Source organism: Tabrizicola sp. T74, assembly GCF_057219935.1.
Window position 1 is genome coordinate 1 of the sequence record NZ_JBXVVT010000007.1, and the last position, 18,423, is coordinate 18,423.

The 18,423-nt window shown below is 66.1% G+C and carries 17 protein-coding genes and 1 pseudogene; 10 read left to right on the forward strand and 8 right to left on the reverse strand.

The annotated features are described in order from the left end of the window. A pseudogene (locus AC2EAL_RS19020) lies at window positions 1–100 on the forward strand (IS5/IS1182 family transposase); the annotation flags it as partial. 155 nt (window positions 101–255) lie between these two features. Here AC2EAL_RS19020 and parE read toward each other — a convergent pair. Further along, on the reverse strand, window positions 256–2,211 hold the full coding sequence (gene parE / locus AC2EAL_RS19025; RefSeq protein ID WP_484725811.1) for a DNA topoisomerase IV subunit B: 1,956 nt from the start codon (window positions 2,209–2,211) through the stop codon (window positions 256–258). Between the two features lie 122 nt (window positions 2,212–2,333). Here parE and AC2EAL_RS19030 point away from each other — a divergent pair, with 122 nt between their 5' ends. Next, window positions 2,334–3,218 (forward strand): NAD-dependent epimerase/dehydratase family protein, encoded by an 885-nt coding sequence (locus AC2EAL_RS19030; protein WP_484725812.1) that lies wholly within the window; start codon window positions 2,334–2,336, stop codon window positions 3,216–3,218. Between the two features lie 223 nt (window positions 3,219–3,441). Here AC2EAL_RS19030 and AC2EAL_RS19035 read toward each other — a convergent pair whose 3' ends face one another. Both AC2EAL_RS19035 and AC2EAL_RS19040 read right to left on the reverse strand, forming a co-directional pair. Beyond that, on the reverse strand, window positions 3,442–3,999 hold the full coding sequence (locus AC2EAL_RS19035; RefSeq protein ID WP_484725813.1) for a DUF6985 domain-containing protein: 558 nt from the start codon (window positions 3,997–3,999) through the stop codon (window positions 3,442–3,444). A 74-nt stretch (window positions 4,000–4,073) separates the two neighbouring features. After that, window positions 4,074–4,733: a glutathione S-transferase family protein gene (locus tag AC2EAL_RS19040; RefSeq protein WP_484725814.1), complete on the reverse strand. Its 660-nt coding sequence runs from the start codon at window positions 4,731–4,733 to the stop codon at window positions 4,074–4,076. Window positions 4,734–4,846: 113 nt separating this feature from the next. Here AC2EAL_RS19040 and AC2EAL_RS19045 point away from each other — a divergent pair, with 113 nt between their 5' ends. The 5 genes from AC2EAL_RS19045 to AC2EAL_RS19065 all read left to right on the forward strand — a co-directional run bounded on the left by AC2EAL_RS19045 (window position 4,847) and on the right by AC2EAL_RS19065 (window position 10,938). Beyond that, window positions 4,847–6,598: a bifunctional helix-turn-helix transcriptional regulator/alpha/beta hydrolase gene (locus tag AC2EAL_RS19045; protein WP_484725815.1), complete on the forward strand. Its 1,752-nt coding sequence runs from the start codon at window positions 4,847–4,849 to the stop codon at window positions 6,596–6,598. A gap of 248 nt (window positions 6,599–6,846) precedes the next feature. Continuing rightward, entirely contained in the window at window positions 6,847–7,782 is a 936-nt protein-coding gene (gene ppk2 / locus AC2EAL_RS19050; protein WP_484725816.1) for a polyphosphate kinase 2, read from the forward strand. 87 nt (window positions 7,783–7,869) lie between these two features. Next, window positions 7,870–8,517 carry a DUF1007 family protein gene (locus tag AC2EAL_RS19055; RefSeq protein ID WP_484725817.1) on the forward strand — a complete coding sequence of 216 codons (648 nt, stop codon included), beginning with the start codon at window positions 7,870–7,872 and terminating at the stop codon, window positions 8,515–8,517. Beyond that, window positions 8,502–9,530 carry a nickel/cobalt transporter gene (locus AC2EAL_RS19060; protein WP_484725818.1) on the forward strand — a complete coding sequence of 343 codons (1,029 nt, stop codon included), beginning with the start codon at window positions 8,502–8,504 and terminating at the stop codon, window positions 9,528–9,530. Before AC2EAL_RS19055 ends, AC2EAL_RS19060 begins: the two co-directional genes overlap by 16 nt. Before the next feature lie 73 nt (window positions 9,531–9,603). Then, on the forward strand, window positions 9,604–10,938 hold the full coding sequence (locus AC2EAL_RS19065) for an MATE family efflux transporter (protein ID WP_484725819.1): 1,335 nt from the start codon (window positions 9,604–9,606) through the stop codon (window positions 10,936–10,938). Between the two features lie 70 nt (window positions 10,939–11,008). Here AC2EAL_RS19065 and AC2EAL_RS19070 read toward each other — a convergent pair whose 3' ends face one another. From AC2EAL_RS19070 to AC2EAL_RS19080, 3 genes are all read right to left on the reverse strand, one after another. Next, window positions 11,009–13,048, reverse strand: coding sequence for a capsular polysaccharide biosynthesis protein (locus tag AC2EAL_RS19070; protein ID WP_484725820.1), 2,040 nt, complete (start codon window positions 13,046–13,048; stop codon window positions 11,009–11,011). Between the two features lie 7 nt (window positions 13,049–13,055). After that, window positions 13,056–14,198, reverse strand: coding sequence for a polysaccharide biosynthesis/export family protein (locus AC2EAL_RS19075; protein ID WP_484725821.1), 1,143 nt, complete (start codon window positions 14,196–14,198; stop codon window positions 13,056–13,058). Window positions 14,199–14,297: 99 nt separating this feature from the next. Beyond that, complete coding sequence (locus AC2EAL_RS19080) at window positions 14,298–15,593, reverse strand: capsule biosynthesis protein (RefSeq protein ID WP_484725822.1); 1,296 nt, start codon at window positions 15,591–15,593, stop codon at window positions 14,298–14,300. A 123-nt stretch (window positions 15,594–15,716) separates the two neighbouring features. Between AC2EAL_RS19080 and AC2EAL_RS19085 the strand changes: the two genes are divergently transcribed. The 3 genes from AC2EAL_RS19085 to AC2EAL_RS19095 all read left to right on the forward strand — a co-directional run bounded on the left by AC2EAL_RS19085 (window position 15,717) and on the right by AC2EAL_RS19095 (window position 17,236). Beyond that, a complete protein-coding gene (locus AC2EAL_RS19085) occupies window positions 15,717–16,319 on the forward strand; it encodes a riboflavin synthase (RefSeq protein WP_484725823.1) in 603 nt (200 codons plus the stop codon). Between the two features lie 105 nt (window positions 16,320–16,424). Beyond that, window positions 16,425–16,973, forward strand: coding sequence for a hypothetical protein (locus AC2EAL_RS19090; RefSeq protein ID WP_484725824.1), 549 nt, complete (start codon window positions 16,425–16,427; stop codon window positions 16,971–16,973). A gap of 56 nt (window positions 16,974–17,029) precedes the next feature. Next, window positions 17,030–17,236 carry a hypothetical protein gene (locus AC2EAL_RS19095; RefSeq protein ID WP_484725825.1) on the forward strand — a complete coding sequence of 69 codons (207 nt, stop codon included), beginning with the start codon at window positions 17,030–17,032 and terminating at the stop codon, window positions 17,234–17,236. Between the two features lie 51 nt (window positions 17,237–17,287). On the opposite strand, the gene AC2EAL_RS19100 is transcribed toward AC2EAL_RS19095, so the two are convergent. Together AC2EAL_RS19100 and fdxA are read right to left on the reverse strand one after the other, a co-directional pair. Further along, on the reverse strand, window positions 17,288–17,797 hold the full coding sequence (locus tag AC2EAL_RS19100) for a CarD family transcriptional regulator (RefSeq protein ID WP_484725826.1): 510 nt from the start codon (window positions 17,795–17,797) through the stop codon (window positions 17,288–17,290). 287 nt (window positions 17,798–18,084) lie between these two features. Next, window positions 18,085–18,423 (reverse strand): ferredoxin FdxA, encoded by a 339-nt coding sequence (gene fdxA, locus AC2EAL_RS19105; RefSeq protein WP_484725827.1) that lies wholly within the window; start codon window positions 18,421–18,423, stop codon window positions 18,085–18,087.

Genomic DNA, 18,423 nt, shown 5'->3' on the forward strand with positions numbered 1-18,423 from the left:
ACTGAAGGACTGGCGACGTGTTGCTACCCGATACGACAGGTGCCACAAGGTCTTCCTCTCCGCCGTCGCTCTCGCTGCAACTGTCATGTTCTGGCTATGAAGCAAGAACGAGTCCTGACCCTAAGCGTTTGTTTTGAGTTGCGCTCGGATACGTCTTCATGATCCAGAGAGCAATTTCTCTAGCCGTAAATCTCTGCTCTGGGTGAGCCTTCAAAAGCTCAGGCACAAACTTGGAGATGCTGAATTTTTCACTCATCACACATCCAACTCCTCCACAAACCGCGCGTTCTCCTGGATGTACTGGAAGCGCAATTCCGGCTTCTTGCCCATCAGTCGCTCCACCAGGTCGGAGGTGTCCCCCGGCTCGTCCTCGTCGATCGACACCCGGATCAGCTTGCGCGTCTCGGGGTTCATCGTGGTGTCCTTCAGGTCCTTGGCGTCCATCTCTCCCAACCCCTTGAAGCGCTGGACGTCGATCTTGCCGCCGCGGTTGGCGCCAAGGCCGCGTTGCAGCCAGTAGGCCTTTTCCTCGTCGTTCGAGACATAGCGGCGGACGGCGCCTTGGGTCAGGCGGTAGAGGGGCGGGCAGGCGAGGTAGAGGTGTCCCTTGTCGATCAGGGGGCGCATCTGGGTGAAGAAGAAGGTCATCAGGAGCGAGGCGATATGCGCGCCGTCGACGTCGGCGTCGGTCATGATGATGATCTTTTCGTACCGCAGGTCGTCGAGGCGGAACTTGGTGCCCATGCCGGTGCCCAGGGCCTCACACAGGTCGCGGATTTCGGCGTTTTCGTTCAGCTTGGCCGAAGCCGCGCCGAGGACGTTCAGGATCTTGCCCTTGAGGGGGAGGAGAGCCTGCGTCTCGCGGTTGCGCGCGCCCTTGGCGGAGCCGCCGGCGGAGTCGCCTTCGACGATGAAGAGTTCAGTGCCTTCGCGGGATTTGGCGGAGCAGTCGGTGAGCTTTCCGGGCAGGCGCAGCTTCTTGGTCGCGGTCTTGCGGGCGGTTTCCTTTTCCTCGCGGCGGCGGAGGCGTTCCTCGGCGCGGAGGACGAGGAAGTCGAGGATCGCGCCGGCGGATTTCGGGTCGGCGGCGAGCCAGGTGTCGAAATGGTCGCGGACGGCGTTTTCGACCCAGCGGGCGGCTTCCTCGGTCGAGAGCCGGTCCTTGGTCTGGCCGACGAAGCTCGGTTCGCGGATGAAGATCGAGAGGAGCGCGCAGCCGCCGGTGAGGAGGTCGTCGCGGGTGATCTGGTCGGCCTTGCGGTTCTTGACGCGCTCGCCATAGGCGCGGATGCCCTTCAGGATCGCGGCCCAGAACCCGGCCTCATGCGTGCCGCCTTCGGGCGTGGGGACGGTGTTGCAGTAGGAATGGAGGTAGCCGTCCTGCGCCGGCGTCCAGTTGATCGCCCATTCGACGGAGCCGGGGACCTGGTATTTCTCCTCGAACGAGACGCGGCCGGCGAAGGGGCGTTCGGCGTAGGTGGTGACCTTGCGGAGGCTTTCGTTCAGGAAGTCGGCGAGGCCGCCGGGGAAGTGGAAGGTCGCCTCCATCGGCGTGTCGCCGTCGGGGATGGCGGATTTCCAGCGGATCTCGACGCCCGAGAAGAGGTAGGCCTTGGACCGCGTCATCTTGTAGAGGCGCGCGGGTTTGAGGGTCTGGTGGCCGAAGATCTCCGGGTCGGGGTGGAAGGTGACCCAGGTGCCGCGGCGGTTCTGGGTGGGGCCGAGCTTGCGGATCGGGCCCTGGGGGATACCGCGGGAGAAGGATTGTTCGTAAAGCTCGCGGTCGCGGGCGACCTGGACGGTCATCAGGTCGGAAAGCGCGTTGACCACCGAGGAGCCGACGCCGTTGAGGCCGCCGGAGGTGGAGTAGGCCTTGTTGGAGAACTTGCCGCCGGCGTGGAGGGTGCAGAGGATGACCTCCAGCGCAGATTTGCCGGGGAACTTGGGGTGGGGGTCGACGGGGATGCCGCGGCCGTTGTCGCGGACGGTGACCGAGTTGTCGGCGTGCAGTTCGACCTCGATCCGGTTGGCGTGGCCCGCGACGGCCTCGTCCATCGCGTTGTCGAGGATTTCGGCGACCATGTGGTGGAGCGCGCGTTCGTCGGTGCCGCCGATGTACATGCCGGGGCGCTTGCGGACGGGTTCCAGGCCTTCGAGGACCTCGATGGAACTGGCGTCATAGGTGGAAGCGCCGGAGAGGAGGTCGTTCATGGGGGTCACCTTATGAGGAACGCCGGTATTAGAGCATTAGCCGGGTAGGGGGCGCAAGATGTGGGGTCTGGTCGGGGGGCGAGGGGCGGCCTAGGTTAGAGGCAACAATGGAGGATAAGACGATGCGGGTACTCTTTACGGGCGGGTCGGGCAAGGCGGGGAAGCACGTGGTGCCCTATCTGGTGGCGCAGGGGCACAAGGTAATGAACTTCGACCGGGTGCCCTTGGGGATCGACGGGGTGCATGACCTGCTGGGCGACATTTGCGATGCAGGGCAGGTGTACTCGGCGATGCGGACCCATGCTGGGTATGAGGAGATGGAGGACGGCGCGGCAAAGCTGTTCGACGCGGTCGTGCATTTCGCGGCGGTACCGCGCTACGGGATGGTGCCGGATACCGAGACGTGGCGGGTGAACGTGGTCGGGACCTACAACGTGCTGGAGGCCGCGCTGAAGATGGGGATCCGGAAGGTGATCATCGCCTCGTCGGAGACGACCTATGGCGTGTGTTTCTCGGACGGCGTGGTGGACCCGAAGGTGCTGCCTCTGGAGGAGGACTATGACATCGACCCGATGGACACCTATGGGTCGTCCAAGAAGGTGAACGAGGTCACGGCGCGGAGCCTGCAGCGTCGCTTCGGTGCGGATGTCTATGCGCTGCGGATCGGCAACGTGATCGAGCCGCATGAATATGCGACGGTCTTCCCGCCCTTGAAGGAGGACCCGGGGCTGCGGCGGCGGATCACTTTCAGCTACATCGATGCGCGCGATCTGGGGCAGATCGTGGACCTGTGCCTGAAGAAGGACGGCCTTGGCTTCCAGGTCTTCAACGCGGTGAACGATGAGAACTCGGTGCCGCAGCCGAACTCGGAACTGCTGGCGCGGTATTTCCCCAAGGTGCCGCTGTCGCGGCCGGTGGGGGAGCGGGAGAGCCTGTTGTCCAACCGGAAGATCCGGGAGGTGCTGGGGTTCAAGGAAGCGCACAACTGGCAGAAGTATGTGAAGTGAGGCTGGCGGCGGACCGGGGGTTTCACACCCCCGGACCCCCGCGGGATATTTGTGAACAGGTGAAAGTTGATGGAGTTCTGGCGCGCGCTAACCCTAATGCTGGATTAACGCGCTGCTGCGCGGAATGGGGCGGTGGAGGCGAGGCCTCTGAAGTGTTCTGCGCGGTTCGATGTGGTCGGGCACAATCAGGCTAAGGGCCAACCTGGCACTTTTTGCAGAACGATCAGGCAAGCTTCACTGAGGCGCGTTTGGCAATCCAGCGTGTGAAACTGCTGTCTGCGTGGCCGATCTCGAGAACCTGTTTTCCGTGCATCAGAACCCCAAGCCCATGCTCCTCTTCCCAATCGCAGCCGAATTCGTACCCGACGAAGGGAATTCCGTCTTTCGCAAGGCCATGGATGTGGACGTCATGTAGTCCTATCACGTTGCGAAGGTCTTCCATGCTTTCGATCATCGGAAAGGATTGGTCATCTTCGGGCAGCATCCAAGCCGAGATATAGTCGCTGCGCAACGTCGGTAGGGCAGCGAAGAGTGCCGAAACGAGCGCGCTCGCCTGCTCGGCATGATTTTCCATGAACCAGCGAAGATAAGTCTGTTCGTCCGGCGTAACAGGTCCGTCACGTCGACCGTCGGGAGCGAGGCCAATTCTGACCGTGCCATCCGAAACCCCCGCACCGTCTTTCGAGCCGTAGGGGCCAAGCCTAGATTGGTAGCCGGACCATTCTGGTAAAACCGCACTGGTCTGCCAGATACCGTCGTCGTCTTCCCGAAGGCTGATCATATGCTGATCCATCAACTGTAATGTTCAACCGTCAATCGCGCGAGGTTTGGGTACGTCATGCGTTTGGCCATCCCTCACACCGGCTCGGCCATCCGCGCTGCCCACATCTTCTTGAACGCCGCCCGCGACTGGCAGCGCTCCAGCCAGGCCTTCACCGCCGGGAACTCTCCCAGCAGGGTCGGGTGGCCCTGGGCGTAGCGGAGGCATTCGGCGAGGTTCAGGTCGGCTACGGTGAAGCGGTCTGCGACGAGGTAGGGATGCGCGGACAGATGCGCCTCAAGCCGTTTCAGCGGGCGACGGAGTTTCTCGGCGTTGATCGCGATGGCGCCTTGGCCTTCGGGGGTCTTGTGGCCCTCGGCACCCACGACGTTCAGGATTTCCAGCGCCGGGGTTTCGACGGCGGTCACCGCCAAAAGCGTCCACTGGTCGATCAATGCGGCTTCCGCCGGGGTCTGCGGCCCCAGAAGACCGCCGCGCGTGCGGGCGATGTGGTTGGTGATCGAGAGCGACTCGGTCAGTACCAGGTCGCCCTCGACATAGGCCGGGATCTGGCCCTGGGGGTTCACCTTCAGGAACGCGGGCGAGGTGGTGTTCAGCGGCGCGTCAGGGGCGCTCGCCTGGGGCAGGCGGTAGGCCTGGATGACGGGGACGTGCTCGAAAGCCTCGCCCAACTCGTAAAGCAGCCAGATCGGGCGCGAGGCGCGGCTGCGGAAGACGCCGTAAAGGGTGGGCATGGGGGACTCCTGCGGTGGCGAAGGCCAGCCTATGCGGAGGGCCGCCGAAGAAAAAGGGGCCTGCGGCGCTGGGATGCCTTGATGTGAGGGGCCAAACCGCTCAGGTATCGGACATGACCGAGTCCAGGCCATCCACAACCAGCGCCAGCTTTGCCGATCGCGACCACCGGGCCGAGATCGTCGAGCGGCTGTATGACGTGGCGGTCGACCCGATCCGGCTGGAGGAGTTGCTGGAGGTCTGGGAAGGCCGCGCGGCCCCCTTGCGCGATGCGGCGATCCCGCTGGAGGACCCGGAGATCGAGGCGCATATGGCGCGGGCGACGGTGTTTCTGGACCGGTATGAAGCGGCGCAGGGGGAAGAGGCGCCTCGGTCTCCTCTGGCCGATATCCCGCGGTCGGCGGCGTTCCTGAGCGATGGCGGCGCGGTGATCCATGCGGCGAACCGACCGGCAGAGCAAGCCTTTGGGATCGCGGAGGGCGGGCCGTTCCAGCGTTTGCCGTTCGATGCGGAGGACCGGGAGCTTCTGTCCGGCGTGATCCGGCGGGTGGCCACACGCAAGGCGGAAAAGGTGGTGACGCTGCGCATCCGGTCCACGGTCACGGGCAGCCCGGTGATCCTGCGCGTGAGCCCGGTGGAGGGCGGCGGGGCGCGGCCTTTGGCGCTGGTTGTGTCTACCGAGCTTGTCTGGCCCGAAGGGTTCGCCGCGACGGTGCAGGAAGCGTTCGGGCTGACGCTGGCCGAGGTCGAGATCGTGCGCGGCGTGACGCTGGGCCTGCCCCTGCGCGACATCGCCGAGGCGCGGGGCCGGTCGTTAGAGACAGTGCGGACGCAGGTGCGGTCGGTTCTGGCGAAGACCGAGACGCACAGCCAGGCCGAGCTGGTGCGGGTGGTGCTGGGCCTGATGGATGTGGCGCTGGCCCCCTTGGGCGGGGTGGCGACGGCGCCGGTGCGGGGCGGGCTGGAGCCGCGGCCCTTGCGCGAGATGCACGGGACGGACGGGCGGCGGCTGACCTGGATCGAGTTCGGTGACCCGGGCGGTTTGCCGGTCCTCTACATGCACCTCGACTTCGGTCTGATGCGCTGGCCTGCCACGGCGGAACGGGCGGCAGCGGCGCGCGGCTTGCGGGTGATCGTGCCGGTCCGGGCGGGGTACGGCAAGACCGAGCCCTTCCTGAAGGGGACGGACCACCTTGCGGGTGTGACCCGGGACTATGCGGCGGTCCTGGATCATCTGGGCCTGAAGGGGGCGATGGTGATCCCCCTTGGCGCGGACCTGCGCTATGCGCTGAACCTGGCCAACACCCGGCCCGATCTGGTGCGTGGCGTGGTGGGAGCGGCCTGCCAGCTGCCGATCCGCACGCCCGCGCAGTATGAACGCATGGACAAGTGGCAGCGCTTCATCCTGGCCAATGCGCGCCATGCGCCGAAGGTGCTGCCGTTCCTGGTGCAGGCGGGCTTTAGCCTCGCGCGGCGGCTGGGCAAGGATGCCTTCTTCCGCCAGGTGAACGGCGGCAGTGCGGCGGACATGGAGACCTTTGCGAGGCCCGAGGTGAAGGCCGCGATGCTGGAAGGCTCGGACATCTGTCTGGCGGCGAAATGGTCGGCGCATGCGGCCTTTACCGCGGAATGCATCGGGTCGGAGAAGGACTGGTCGGCGGTGGTCCGCGCGGTGCGGGTGCCGGTGCTGCTGTTGCAGGGCGACCAGGACCCGCAGGCCCCGGTGCAGACGATCCGCGAGCTGGCGGCGGAGTATCCGCAGTTGGAGGTGCGTTTTGTCCCCGGCACGGGGCAGCTTCTGTTCTTCGCCGAATGGCCGATGGTGCTGGAAGAGGTCGCGCGGATGCAGGCGGCGGTGAAGGCCTGACGGTTTTTTCGCGTCACTACCGCAATTGGGGTATGTGGCGCGGCGCGGCGTTGGCTAGACAGAAGCTGTCGCGCGATATTGGCGGCACGCGTTTTTCAAAAGAACCCTCTTGCGCACACACGGGGCGGCGGGGACTGGACCCTCGCCGCCCCGTCGTATTTCCGGCCTCGTTGATCGGGATCAAGGACCGGGCGGCGGTCCTGTGCCATGGCAGGCTATCGCAGGGCACAAGAGGAGGGCCAGGACGCATGGAGGATACCCAGACCACCCAGACGTTGACCGCGGGCGCCGAAGCAGTGGCCGCGCCGGTCGCAGAGCCGAAGCCGCGCGCGGTGCCGGAAAGCCCGTTGCACCAGGCCTTCGAATCCGGTCGCTACCCCTATGCCCGCCTGATGGGACGCGCGACCTATGAGGCCGAGAAGGCCAAGCTGCAGGCGGAACTCCTCAAGGTCCAGATCTGGGCGCAAGAGACCGGGCAGAAGTTCGTGATCCTGATGGAAGGGCGCGATGCGGCGGGCAAGGGCGGCACGATCAAGCGGTTCATGGAACATCTGAACCCGCGATACGCCCGGGTCTGCGCGCTGACCAAGCCCTCGGATGTCGAAAAGGGCCAGTGGTTCTTCCAGCGCTACATCGCGCATCTGCCCACGGCCGGGGAAATGGTGTTCTACGACCGGTCCTGGTACAACCGGGCGGGGGTGGAGCGGGTGATGGGCTTCTGCTCTCCTAGCGAGTACTTGGAATTCATGCGCCAGGCGCCGGAGCTGGAGCGGATGCTCGTCCGGTCGGGGATACGCCTCTACAAGTACTGGTTCAGCGTGACGCGCGAGGAACAGCGCGCGCGGTTTCTGGCGCGCGAGACGGACCCCTTGAAGATGTGGAAGCTGTCGCCGATCGACAAGGCGAGCCTCGACCGCTGGGATGACTACACCGAGGCGAAGGAGGCGATGTTCTTCTACACCGACACCGCCGACGCGCCCTGGGTGATCGTCAAGTCGAACGACAAGAAACGCGCGCGGCTGAACTGCATGCGGCATTTCCTGTCGACCATCGACTATCCGAACAAGGACCATGCGGTCGTGGGCACTCCGGACCCGCTGATCGTGGGCCGCGCGACGCAGGTTCTGGGCATGGGCCCGGCGATCTATGACGTGGCCACGCATCCGGCGATGCTGAAGCGCTAGGGTCGGGAGAGAAGGCACCGGCAAGGGGACGCCAGCGCGTCCTTCCGGCCCTTGGCCTTTCCCGGTCGCGCCCTTACGTTGCGCGGCATGTTGCGTGTCGCCTTGCCCGTCCTGCTTCTGACTGCCGGTCCGCTGGCCGCGCATCCGCATGTCTGGATCGACACCGGGATCGAGGTGATCCTGAACGACCGGAACGAGGCGACCGGAGTCCGGATCAGCTGGACCTATGACGACCTTTATTCGCTGTATGTCGTGGGCGACATGGGTCTGGACCCGGACTGGGACGGCAAGCTGACCCCCGAGGAGGAGGCGCGGCTGTCCGGCTTCGACATGAAATGGGACCCGGGCTTTCCCGGCGACACCTATGCGCTGCTGGGCGAGACGGCGCTTGAGCTGTCGCGGCCGACCGATTGGACGGCCAGCTATGACGGGGCGAAGATCACCTCGACCCATCTGCGGACCTTTGCCGCCCCGGTGCCGGTGGGTGACGTGCCCCTTATCCTGCAGGCCTACGACCCGGGCTATTACGTCGCCTATTCGATCCCCGGCCCTCCGGTGGTGACCGGGGGCACGGGCTGCACCGCGCAGACCTTTGTCCCCGATCTGGACGAGGCCCAGCAGCAGTTGATGGAGGCGCTGGCGGAATACACGCCGGATGTCGACATCGAGGCCGAGTTTCCTGCCGTCGGCGCCAATTTCGCCGAGGAGGTCCGGGTGACATGCGCCGCACCCTGATCGTCACCGGGCTTGTGCTGATCCTGGCCCTGGTCGCGTTGTGGCTGGGCGGGGCGCTCGATGGCCTCGCGCGGGGCCTGGCGCTGGTGCAGCGCGAGGCGCAGAACCAGCTGGCCGGGGCGATCCGGGCGCTCCGGCGGGGCGATCCGGGGGCGGTGACGCTGTTCTGGGCGCTGTGCTTTGGCTACGGCGTCCTGCATGCCGCCGGGCCCGGGCATGGCAAGCTGGTCATCGGTGGCTATGGCCTCGCGCGCCGGGTGCCGGTCGGGCGACTGACGGGCCTTGCGCTGGCGGCAAGCCTGGCGCAGGCGGCGGTTGCCGTGGCGGTGGTCTATGCCGTGCTGGCGGTGTTTGGCTTGGGGCGCACGGCGGTCGAAGGCGCAGCCGAGCGCTGGGTCACCCCCTTCGGCCACGCGATGATCGCGGGCCTTGGCCTGTGGCTGGTCTGGCGCGGGCTGCGGGGGCTGTGGGCGGCCCGGATGCCAGCAGGGCGCAACGCCGATCATGGCGCGCATCACCACGGCGCGGCGCACGGCCATGCCCATGCGCACAGCCACGCCGACGACCACCCGCACGACCACGCCCACGACCACGGGCATGACCATTCCCACGCGCATTCCCATGACCACGGCGGGCCTGGCCATGTCCACGGCCCGCACTGCGGCCATGCCCATGGGCCGACGCTGGAGCAGGTGGAAGCGGTGAAAGGCTGGCGTGACGGGCTGGCGCTGATCGCGGGCATCGCGCTTCGGCCCTGTACCGGGGCGCTGTTCGTGCTGATCCTGACCTGGCAGCTGGGCGTGGCGCTGACCGGGATCGCCGGGGCCTTCGTGATGGGCCTTGGCACGGCGCTGGTGACCGGCGGTGCCGCCGTGTTGTCAGTCTTCCTGCGCGAAGGCACGATCTTCGAATTCGGTGGCGACCGTGTCGCGCGGATCATGCCGGTGGTCGAGCTTGCCGTGGGCCTGGTGATCGCGGTGGCTGCCCTCGGCCTTCTGTTCGGCGGGTTCTGACGCCGCACCGCGGCGGAAAGCCCGGCTTGTGCCCTGCAGACCTGAAGGGTAATCCGAGGCCATGACACAAGGCATGTCCAACACCACCCACGCGAGGGAAACGCTCGTGCTGGGGCTACCGCTCATCGGGTCGTCGCTGGCGCAGATGGCGCTGCATGTGACCGATACGGTCATGGTCGGTTGGTACGGCGTGGTGTCGCTGGCGGCGGTGGTCCTTGGGGCCTCGTCCTTCTTCATCGTCTTTGTGGTCGGGTCGGGGTTCGCCAAGGCGGTGATGCCGATGGTCGCGGCGGCGTTGGGCCGCAACGACGAAACCCAGGTGCGACGCGACACGCGGATGGGGCTGTGGCTGTCCATCGGCTATGGCCTGGCGGTCTATCCGGTCTTCTGGTGGTCCGAGCCGATCCTGCTGGCGCTGGGCCAGAACGCCGAGGTTTCGGCCCTGGCCCAGGATTACATGCGCATCGCGGGGCTGGGGATGGCCCCGGCGCTGGTCGTCACGGTGTTGCAAAGCTATCTCTCGGCTCTGCACCGGACGCAGGTTGTGCTGTGGGTGACGCTGGCCGCGGTGGTGGTCAATATCGCGATCAACTGGGCGCTGATCTTCGGCAACTGGGGCTTTCCGGAACTGGGCGTGCGCGGCGCTGCGGTGGCGACCGTGGCGGTGCAGGTCCTGTCGCTGGTCATCCTTTCGCTTTACGCGCACCTGCTGCCCGAACTGCGGCGGTTTCACCTGTTCCAGCGCTTTTGGCGCCCGGACTGGCATGCGATGCGGCAGGTCTGGAAGCTGGGCCTGCCGATCGGGCTCACCGGGCTGGCCGAGGGCGGGATGTTCCAGGCCTCGGCGCTGATGATGGGCTGGATCGGGACGGTGGAACTGGCCGCGCATGGTATCGCGCTGGAGGTCGCGGCGCTGACCTTCATGCTGCATGTCGGGCTGTCCAGCGCCTCGACGATCCGCATCGCGCGGTTCGACGGGCAGGGCGACCGGGTGGCGTTGCGCCAGGCGGCGAAGGTGGCGGTGGTGATCTCGTTTGGGGTGGCGGTGGCGTCGGTCTGTCTGCTTTTGGCAATTCCGGAGCCGATCGTGGCGCTGTTCCTGGACCTGGAGAAACCGGAAAGCGCGGCGATCCTGGTCTATGGCTCGGCGCTTTTGGTGATGGCCGCGCTGTTCCAGCTGGCGGACGGAATGCAGGTCATGGCGCTGGGCCTCTTGCGCGGGGTGCAGGACACGCGCGTGCCGCTGGTGCTGGCGGCGGTCAGCTACTGGCTGGTCGGCATCCCGTGCAGTTATGTGCTGGCCTTCCCGCTGGGCTACGGCGGGCATGGGCTGTGGCTGGGGCTGGTGGTGGGCCTCTTCTGCGCGGCGGGCAGCCTGATGTGGCGGTTTTGGCGGTTGGTTAGGTAAAGCTCGTCGTGCGTCTTCGACTTCTCCTCGCGGGGCGCCCAGCGAGGAGTGACGCAGTCATCGACGAGCCCTAGCGCCAGAGATGCGCGAGGCTCGCGAACCGGCCCTGTAGTTTGGACAGGATGCGGTTGGCGTGACCGGGATGCGGGATGTCGCCGCTGGCCAGCCGGTCGAGGGCGACTTCGGGCGGGCAGGGGCGGCGGCTGACCGGATCCCAGTAGCGCGGATAGGCGATCAGGGCTGCATGGGCGAGTTGCATCAGGTCCGGCCGTGCCGTGCGGCGGTCGGGCATCGGGCCAAGGTCGCGGGTCAGGCCCCAGCCGGCATAGAACGGCGCGCCGAGGCAGGTGACGGGCAGGCCGCGGATGAGCGCCTCGAAGCCGAGAAGCGAAGTCATCGTCCAGACCTCCTGCACTTCGGCAAGCAGGCGCACGGGATCGGTGGCGCTGGCGACAACATCGGCGAGACCGGTCAGGTCTTGCGGTGCAATCGCCCCGGCGCGCAGGCCCGCCTCGACATCCGGGTGCGGCTTGTAGATGACCACGGCGTCGGGATGGGCGGCGCGGACGGCCTGCAGGAGAGCCAGGTTCGTGCGCACCTCGCTCGCGCCGGTGCGAATCGAGGCGTCGTCCTCGACCTGTCCCGGGACGAGGATGCGGTGGCCTTCCGGCAGGGCGGGCACATCGCCGCCAAGGTTGTACTTCGACAGCCCCTCGGCCCTGAGCCGTTCCAACAGCCCCTCGACCCGCTGGCGCTGGGTGTCGGTCAGGGGGGTGGCGATCAGGACCTCCAGCCGTGAGGGGCGGGTCGGGTCGTAGTAGATGCCACGGTCGTCGGTGACCAGCGACAGGGGCGGCACCAGTTCGGCGCCAAGGCCACGCGAGCGGAGGAAACCGTCCTCGACCCGCAGGCAGGGGGCCTTTGGGGCAAAGCCGGGCGGCTCTTTCCCCGCCCAGATCAAGAGGCTGCGCCCGGTGGCGGCTGCCAGCCGGTCAGCGGCGACAGGATCGTCGCGGAAGCGCACCCCGCGCGAGCCGCCGAAGACGTGTTGCAGGCGCGAACGTTTCCACAGCCGCATGCCCGCCGCCACATGGCCCCGCCGATCCTCGCGCCAGGCACGGGCCTCGGCCTCCAACTGCCGGATCACCTCTTCCAGCCCGCACAGCCGGTCGCGGCAGGGGTCGTACCAGAGCGGCGCCAAGAGCATCGCCCCGGCAAACAGCTCTTCCCGGGTCAGGTGGCGGGTGCGGCGGGGGATCGTCTGGTCGTCGTGGCTAAGGCCCCATCCGGCATAGAACGGCTGGCCGAAGACCCGGGGGCGGTGGCCGTGCAGGATCGCCTCGAACCCCATCTGCGAGGAGACGGTGTAGACTTCAGCGGCATTGGCCAGCAGCCGATGCGGTGCAACCGGCGCGGTCAGAAGCGTGACGCGGTCCCCGGCATCGGCTGGCCCGAAATGGCCGGGGCGGAGCCCAAGTGCGGTCTCGGGGTGGGTCTTGATCACGACCTGCCGGTCCGGGTGATCGGCCAGCGCGCGGGCCAGCATCCGCCGGAAAGTGTCGGCCGAGGCATTGCCATGCTGGATCGAGGCATCCCCGGCGGATTGGTCGACGACCAGGACGTATCCGGACGGTGGCACTGCAAGGTCGAAATCAGCATTGTTGTATTTGGACAAGCCTGCTTCGATCAAACAATCAGTTAGCTGCCGAGCCTCTGTCAGAATGTTCGAATTGTACAAACCAGGATCGCCCAGAATCTCCTCGATCCGCGACGGGCGGCTCACGTCGAAATGAACGCCGACCGGATCGACGAGGAACCCGATAGCAGGCCCACCCCGTGACCGCCCGGGATGGACCGAGCGCAGGAAGGCATCCTCGACCCGGATCAGCGGCAGGCCGCGCCGAGTGGCCAGCGCCTCGCCGCGCCAGGCGGTCGGGCTGCGGCCCCAGACCAGGACGCCATCGCCGGGGCCGGGAAGGCCGAAGCGCAACTCATGCCCGGCCAGCTGCAACACCCGGTGCAGCCGGGCATTGCGCAGGATCGACAGGTTCTGGTGATAGAGCCGCCGGGGGACCCCGGCCAGTGCAGGAAGGCTGACCGCGCCGGTCACGGCGCCGTCATTCGGTTCCGTTCGCGGTGTCGACCAGACCCGTCGCCGCCGAGGTTGTCCCGGTGATCGCCCCGAGCGTCTTCTGCCACTGCACGAAGGGCGCTTCGGTGACGTACAGCGTGTCGCCGTTGCGGATCTGGAAATCGCGCGCCTCGAACAGGCCCGTGGGTTCCGTCAGGTCCAGCACATAGACGATCCGCTGGTCGCCGATCAGGTCGGGCCGACCCAGGACCGCACGGGCGATCTCTTCGCTTTCGTCGCGCAGGACGAACACACCCGTCGGGTCTGCTGCCATGGTGGACAGGCCGCCCACTGTGGCGATCGCCTCCAGCGCCGACAGGGTTTCGGATTCGAACGGCACCGTGCTTTGCGCCCCCGTCGCCCCAAGCGCCATGAACTTGCGGCTGTCTTCCTCGACCACGATCTTGTCGCCCGCCCGCAGCGCGATGTCGAGATTGGGGTTCTCGTACAGGTCGTTCAGCCAGATCTTGCCGGTGTGATTGCCGCGCGTCACGCGCACGATGGCAATCGTCGGGTCAACCGTCACCCCGCCGGCCTTGGCCAGCATGGAGGAAAGCGTCCGGGTCGACGCCTCGATCGGGTAGACGCCGTTCAGGCCGGCCTGGCCCGAGATCGACACGGTAGAGCCTTCGCCCGGGCTGCGTGACACGCTGACCTGCGGGTCGGGCGTCTGGTCTTCCAGCCTGCGGGTGATGGCCTGACGCAAGCCTTCCGGCGTCTGGCCCGCGGCCTTGATGCGCCCGCCATAGGGGATGTAGATGTAGCCCTGACCGTCGACCTGAAGCGCGGTCAGGCCAGAGACGCGCTGGCCGGTGTTGCCCAGCAGCGGGTCATCCTTGACGTTCTCGTAGACCGTCACGTTGATCGTGTCGCCGGGCGAGATCATGTCGGAGGCGACGACGCCAGCATTGCGGAAGCCTTCGCTGAAGCCGAAAGTCGGCTGCACCGAGGTGACGCGCGTGACTTCGGGCGTCACGGCGACGATATGGGCGTTGCCTTTCGCTTCGACCGACCCGGCAAGGATTTCGCGCTTGTTCGGGCCCGAACGTGGCAGACCGCAAGACGCAACGATGGCCACAGAGGCCAGCAAGGCGATTGCCTTTGCCGTGTGTGATATCCGGATCGTCACTGCCTGTATCCCCTGCGTTCTGCTTCGGATCTTTTTTCGCGTTTTCGCCACCGGAGAGTAGCGAAACAACCAGAGGATGGCCAGTCCGGCGGGCTGAAATCAGCGGACAAGCCGCAACTGTTGCCTTGGTGCCGCTGTGCCTTGCGACAGGGCCTGATAGGGGTCATCGGGCGCAAGCATCAGATCCACAACCTGTCGTATCAGCCTGCGCCGCCCCCGCGAGGAGTAGAAGCCCCCGACCAGTTGCGAGGTCTCCAGCAGGTAGTGCCGATAATCGCGGTAGGCGCGGGTATCGGGGCGTTCGGGGGCGGCAAAGAACGTCTCCAGCGGTTGTGAGGAGACGAATTCGGGCTTGGCATAGACCGCCGCGCCGAAGGTGCGCAGCGGCAAACCGCGCCAGAGTGCCTGTTGTCCGGCGGTGGAATTCACCGTCACGGCAGAGCGCGCATCGTTCAGCAGCTGGGCCAGTTTGCCCCCCCGGACAAAGTGGACGCGGTCGCTGACCCCGTGCAGTTTCGCCAGCCGCCGGATCTCGGGCAGGAGGGGGACACGGTCGTCTTCCAGCGGATGCGCCTTGAAGACCAGGTGATGATGCCGCGGTGCGCCCTTGGCAAAGCCTGCCATCACCTCGGCCAGGAATTCGGTCATGCTGGAAAACGGCGAATGGTCGCGAAAGCTTGCGTCATGTTCCAGTTGCAGGATCGCCAGGTGATAGGGAAACCCGCCGCGCCGGATGCGCCTTGTGGCGATGCGGCGTTCCAGCCGGTGGACCGGCATCAGCAGAAAACGTTTCAGATAAAGCCGAAACTCCTGCCCCACGGTCAGCGCGCGATGGGGCCGGAAGTTGCGGTAGGCGCGCAGGCCCGCCGCGACGCAGCCATGGTAGAGCGCGCCCCAGAACATGTGTTCGCGCATGTCGCCCCAGGTGGCGGGCACCTCGGGCAGGTCGAGGTCGACCTTGGCCATCGCGCCCTGCATCTCGGGCACCGAAAGCTCCATCAGCCGGGAATTCCCGTTCGAGCCGCCACGTTCGTAGGTGACCCAGTAGGGGCGGAGATATCCCTCCTCGAACACATGGACGGTGATGCCGCGCGCACGTGCGATCTGCACGGCCTGGGCGTGGATCCAGCGCGTGTCGCCATAGAGGACCAGGTCGGTGATCGCGTGGCGGGTCATCAGGTCAGCGCAGACTTTGGGCCACTGCTCCTGCGGGTCCTGGAAGGCGATGTAGCCCGGACCTGGCCAGAACACCCGGTCGCCCAGGTTGAAGCCAACGCGCCAGACCTGCGCCCCCGCCGCGCGCATCCGCTGGCCAAGCAGGTGGAACCAGGGGCCGTGGGGGCCCTGCAGGAACAGGAAGCGGCGGGCGTCTGTCACGAAGCGGACCTGGGTCATGCGTTGCGCCCATCTTTGGCGCAGGATGGTTAACAAGTCACTACATCATGTGCCTTGGGGCTTAGGCTTGCAAGACGCGCGGCGCGGCTTTACCTCGGAGTGGCAGGGATAGGAGCGTGCCCCATGTTCACCGGGATAGTCACCGATGTCGGTCGGATCGTCGAGACGAAGGTCACGGGCGACCTGCGGGCGCGGATCGCGACGAAGTATGACGTGGGCGGGATCGACATCGGGGCGTCGATTGCCTGCGACGGGGTCTGCCTGACCGTGGTGGCTTTGGGGTCCGAGCCCGAGGGGTGGTTCGACGTCGAGATTTCGGCCGAGACGGTGTCGAAGACGAACATCGGCCACAACGGCTGGGCTCCGGGTCGGCGGGTGAACCTGGAGCGCGCGCTGAAGGTGGGGGATGAGCTTGGGGGGCACATCGTCTCGGGCCATGTCGATGGCGTGGCGGAGGTGGTCGGGGTCAGGCCCGAGGGTGGGTCGGTCCGGGTAACCTTCCGCGCGCCGGAGGCCCTGGCCCGGTTCATCGCGCCGAAAGGGTCGGTGGCGCTGAACGGGACATCTCTGACAGTGAATGAGGTCGACGGGGCCGAGTTCGGAGTGAACCTGATCCCGCATACCCAGGAAGTGACGACCTGGGGCGAGGTGGCCGTGGGGGATCGGGTGAACCTGGAGGTCGACACGATGGCCCGCTATGTGGCGCGGCTGCGCGAGTATGACTGAGGTTTCGCTTGTGGCCGGCCCCGGAGGGTTTCACACCCTCCGGACCTCCCGTGGGATACTTGAGGAAGAGAAAGACAATTTGAATCAAACTGTCCGGAGTTTCTGATGGGCGAGATCGGGCATAACGGCGGGCCTTCGATGGAGGGCGGGGTCAGCTGGCGGAAGCACTGCTGGTCCTCGGCGCGGGAGCGGCTGTTGCCGGTGTTGCCCATCGAAGTGGTGCGGACGCGGGTGAAGCGGGCGCAGGCCTTGGGGCTGGATTACAAGACCTATGCCGGGGTGCGGGCGGCCACGGGGCATGACGTGGTGGCGTTTCTGTTTTCGTCGAATGCCTTGCGGGTTTCTTTGGTCAGCCCGGCGATGCCCAAGGCGCGGGCGGTGAAGCTGGCCGAGGTGCAGTGCGGGCGGCTGGCACTGGCTGTCGCGCCTCTGACGCCGGGGATGCTGGAGGCGGCCAATCCGGTGCTGGACGGGGTTTCGCCCGCGCCTTACGCGTTGGCGGGGTTTGGCGAGATGCGGGAGCGGGTGCGCGCGGCACTCGGCAAGCTGCCGTCGGACCAGGTGATCCTGGTGGGCGACCTGGGGCTGGAGCGCGACTGGTGCGCGGCGGGGCGGCTGGCCGGGTATCTGCCGGCGGAGCGGTATTTCGGCTGAGGCGGATCGGGGATGTTGTCCTTTCCGTACTGCAATGGCTCCTCTTGCTGTGGGGCGTGGCGCTGATCGTGATTTCGCTCGTCGAGTACGACTTTCAGGCGGAGTTGCAGCAAGGACTTACGGTGTCTGGGTTGGAAAGCGATCTATTCGCTCCGCCAATCCACTTGCGCCTCGTTCAGGGCGTAACGACGGGGCTGGTTGCGATGGGACTGAGTGCCGCGCTGTTTTACCTTCGCCGCCTATACTTGTCGCGCCTTCAATAGAAAACGGCGGCCCCTTGGGACCGCCGTTCTGGATTCCATGACCCCGAAGGATCAGGCCGCGCGGCCGACCAGGACGCTGTCCACCTGCTTCGCCGCACCCGCCTCGTCCACACCGGACACGGCCGCGACTTCGCGGGTCAGGCGTTCCAGGGCGGCTTCATAGAGCTGACGCTCGGAATAGGACTGCTCACGCTGGTCGTCGGTGCGGTGCAGGTCGCGGACCACTTCGGCGATCGACAGAAGGTCGCCGGAGTTGATCTTCTGTTCGTATTCCTGGGCGCGGCGCGACCACATGGCGCGCTTGACCTTGGCCTTGCCCTTCAGCGTGTCCAGCGCCTTGGTCACCACATCGGGGGCCGACAGGGCGCGCATGCCGATGTCGATGGCCTTGTGGGTCGGAACCCGCAGGGTCATCTTGTCCTTCTCGAAGGAGATGACGAAAAGCTCCAGCTGAATCCCGGCGATCTGCTGTTCTTCGATCGAGATGATCCTGCCGACGCCATGCGCCGGGTAGACCACGAAATCGTTCGGGCGGAATTCAGGCTTCTTCGACTTGGTCATTCATTCTTCCCCAGTAAGGATGCCGCCTTCCGCAACAAAGGCCCCGCGCCCTGAACCCCCTTGTTCAGGCGTGTGGAGCTGAATTGTCACAAAGGATTTTGGCCCAGATGCTGTGCTCTAAGCCGGTGTCAGGCTTCCATGCTTGCTTTGTAAACGAATGATAACACAAAAAACGCCTGATTCCAACTGCCGCGAAACCGGGCAGTTCAGAACTAAAGTGTTGGTTTCTTTACCTTTTGCACGTTGTCACCGATTCGTGGCCCCATTGGTGCCCGAATCGGGTGCCGTCAGCCGCCGCTGCCGGGGGCCTCGGAAAAGTACTTGGAAAGCTTGTCCTTCTCGCCGTCGCGGTCTTCATAACCGGGCAGCGGGTCCTTCTTGGTCACGATCACCGGCCACTGGACGGCGTATTTCCGGTTGAAGGAGACCCATTCCTCCATGTCCGGTTCGGTGTCGGGCCGGATCGCATCGGCGGGGCATTCCGGTTCGCAGACGCCGCAGTCGATGCATTCATCCGGGTGGATGACCAGCATGTTCTCGCCTTCGTAGAAGCAGTCGACCGGGCAGACCTCGACGCAGTCGGTGTATTTGCAGGCGATGCAGTTGTCGATGACGACGTAGGTCAT

Coding starts and splice junctions, on each gene's coding strand:
- AC2EAL_RS19035 (WP_484725813.1), bottom strand. CDS start 3,999: ATGATCAGCCTTCGGGAAGACGACGACGGTATCTGGCAGACCAGTGCG.
- AC2EAL_RS19055 (WP_484725817.1), top strand. CDS start 7,870: ATGTTGCGTGTCGCCTTGCCCGTCCTGCTTCTGACTGCCGGTCCGCTG.
- AC2EAL_RS19080 (WP_484725822.1), bottom strand. CDS start 15,593: ATGACCCAGGTCCGCTTCGTGACAGACGCCCGCCGCTTCCTGTTCCTG.
- parE (WP_484725811.1), bottom strand. CDS start 2,211: ATGAACGACCTCCTCTCCGGCGCTTCCACCTATGACGCCAGTTCCATC.
- AC2EAL_RS19100 (WP_484725826.1), bottom strand. CDS start 17,797: ATGACCAAGTCGAAGAAGCCTGAATTCCGCCCGAACGATTTCGTGGTC.
- AC2EAL_RS19065 (WP_484725819.1), top strand. CDS start 9,604: ATGTCCAACACCACCCACGCGAGGGAAACGCTCGTGCTGGGGCTACCG.
- AC2EAL_RS19085 (WP_484725823.1), top strand. CDS start 15,717: ATGTTCACCGGGATAGTCACCGATGTCGGTCGGATCGTCGAGACGAAG.
- AC2EAL_RS19040 (WP_484725814.1), bottom strand. CDS start 4,733: ATGCCCACCCTTTACGGCGTCTTCCGCAGCCGCGCCTCGCGCCCGATC.
- AC2EAL_RS19090 (WP_484725824.1), top strand. CDS start 16,425: ATGGGCGAGATCGGGCATAACGGCGGGCCTTCGATGGAGGGCGGGGTC.
- AC2EAL_RS19060 (WP_484725818.1), top strand. CDS start 8,502: ATGCGCCGCACCCTGATCGTCACCGGGCTTGTGCTGATCCTGGCCCTG.
- ppk2 (WP_484725816.1), top strand. CDS start 6,847: ATGGAGGATACCCAGACCACCCAGACGTTGACCGCGGGCGCCGAAGCA.
- AC2EAL_RS19045 (WP_484725815.1), top strand. CDS start 4,847: ATGACCGAGTCCAGGCCATCCACAACCAGCGCCAGCTTTGCCGATCGC.
- AC2EAL_RS19030 (WP_484725812.1), top strand. CDS start 2,334: ATGCGGGTACTCTTTACGGGCGGGTCGGGCAAGGCGGGGAAGCACGTG.
- fdxA (WP_484725827.1), bottom strand. CDS start 18,423: ATGACCTACGTCGTCATCGACAACTGCATCGCCTGCAAATACACCGAC.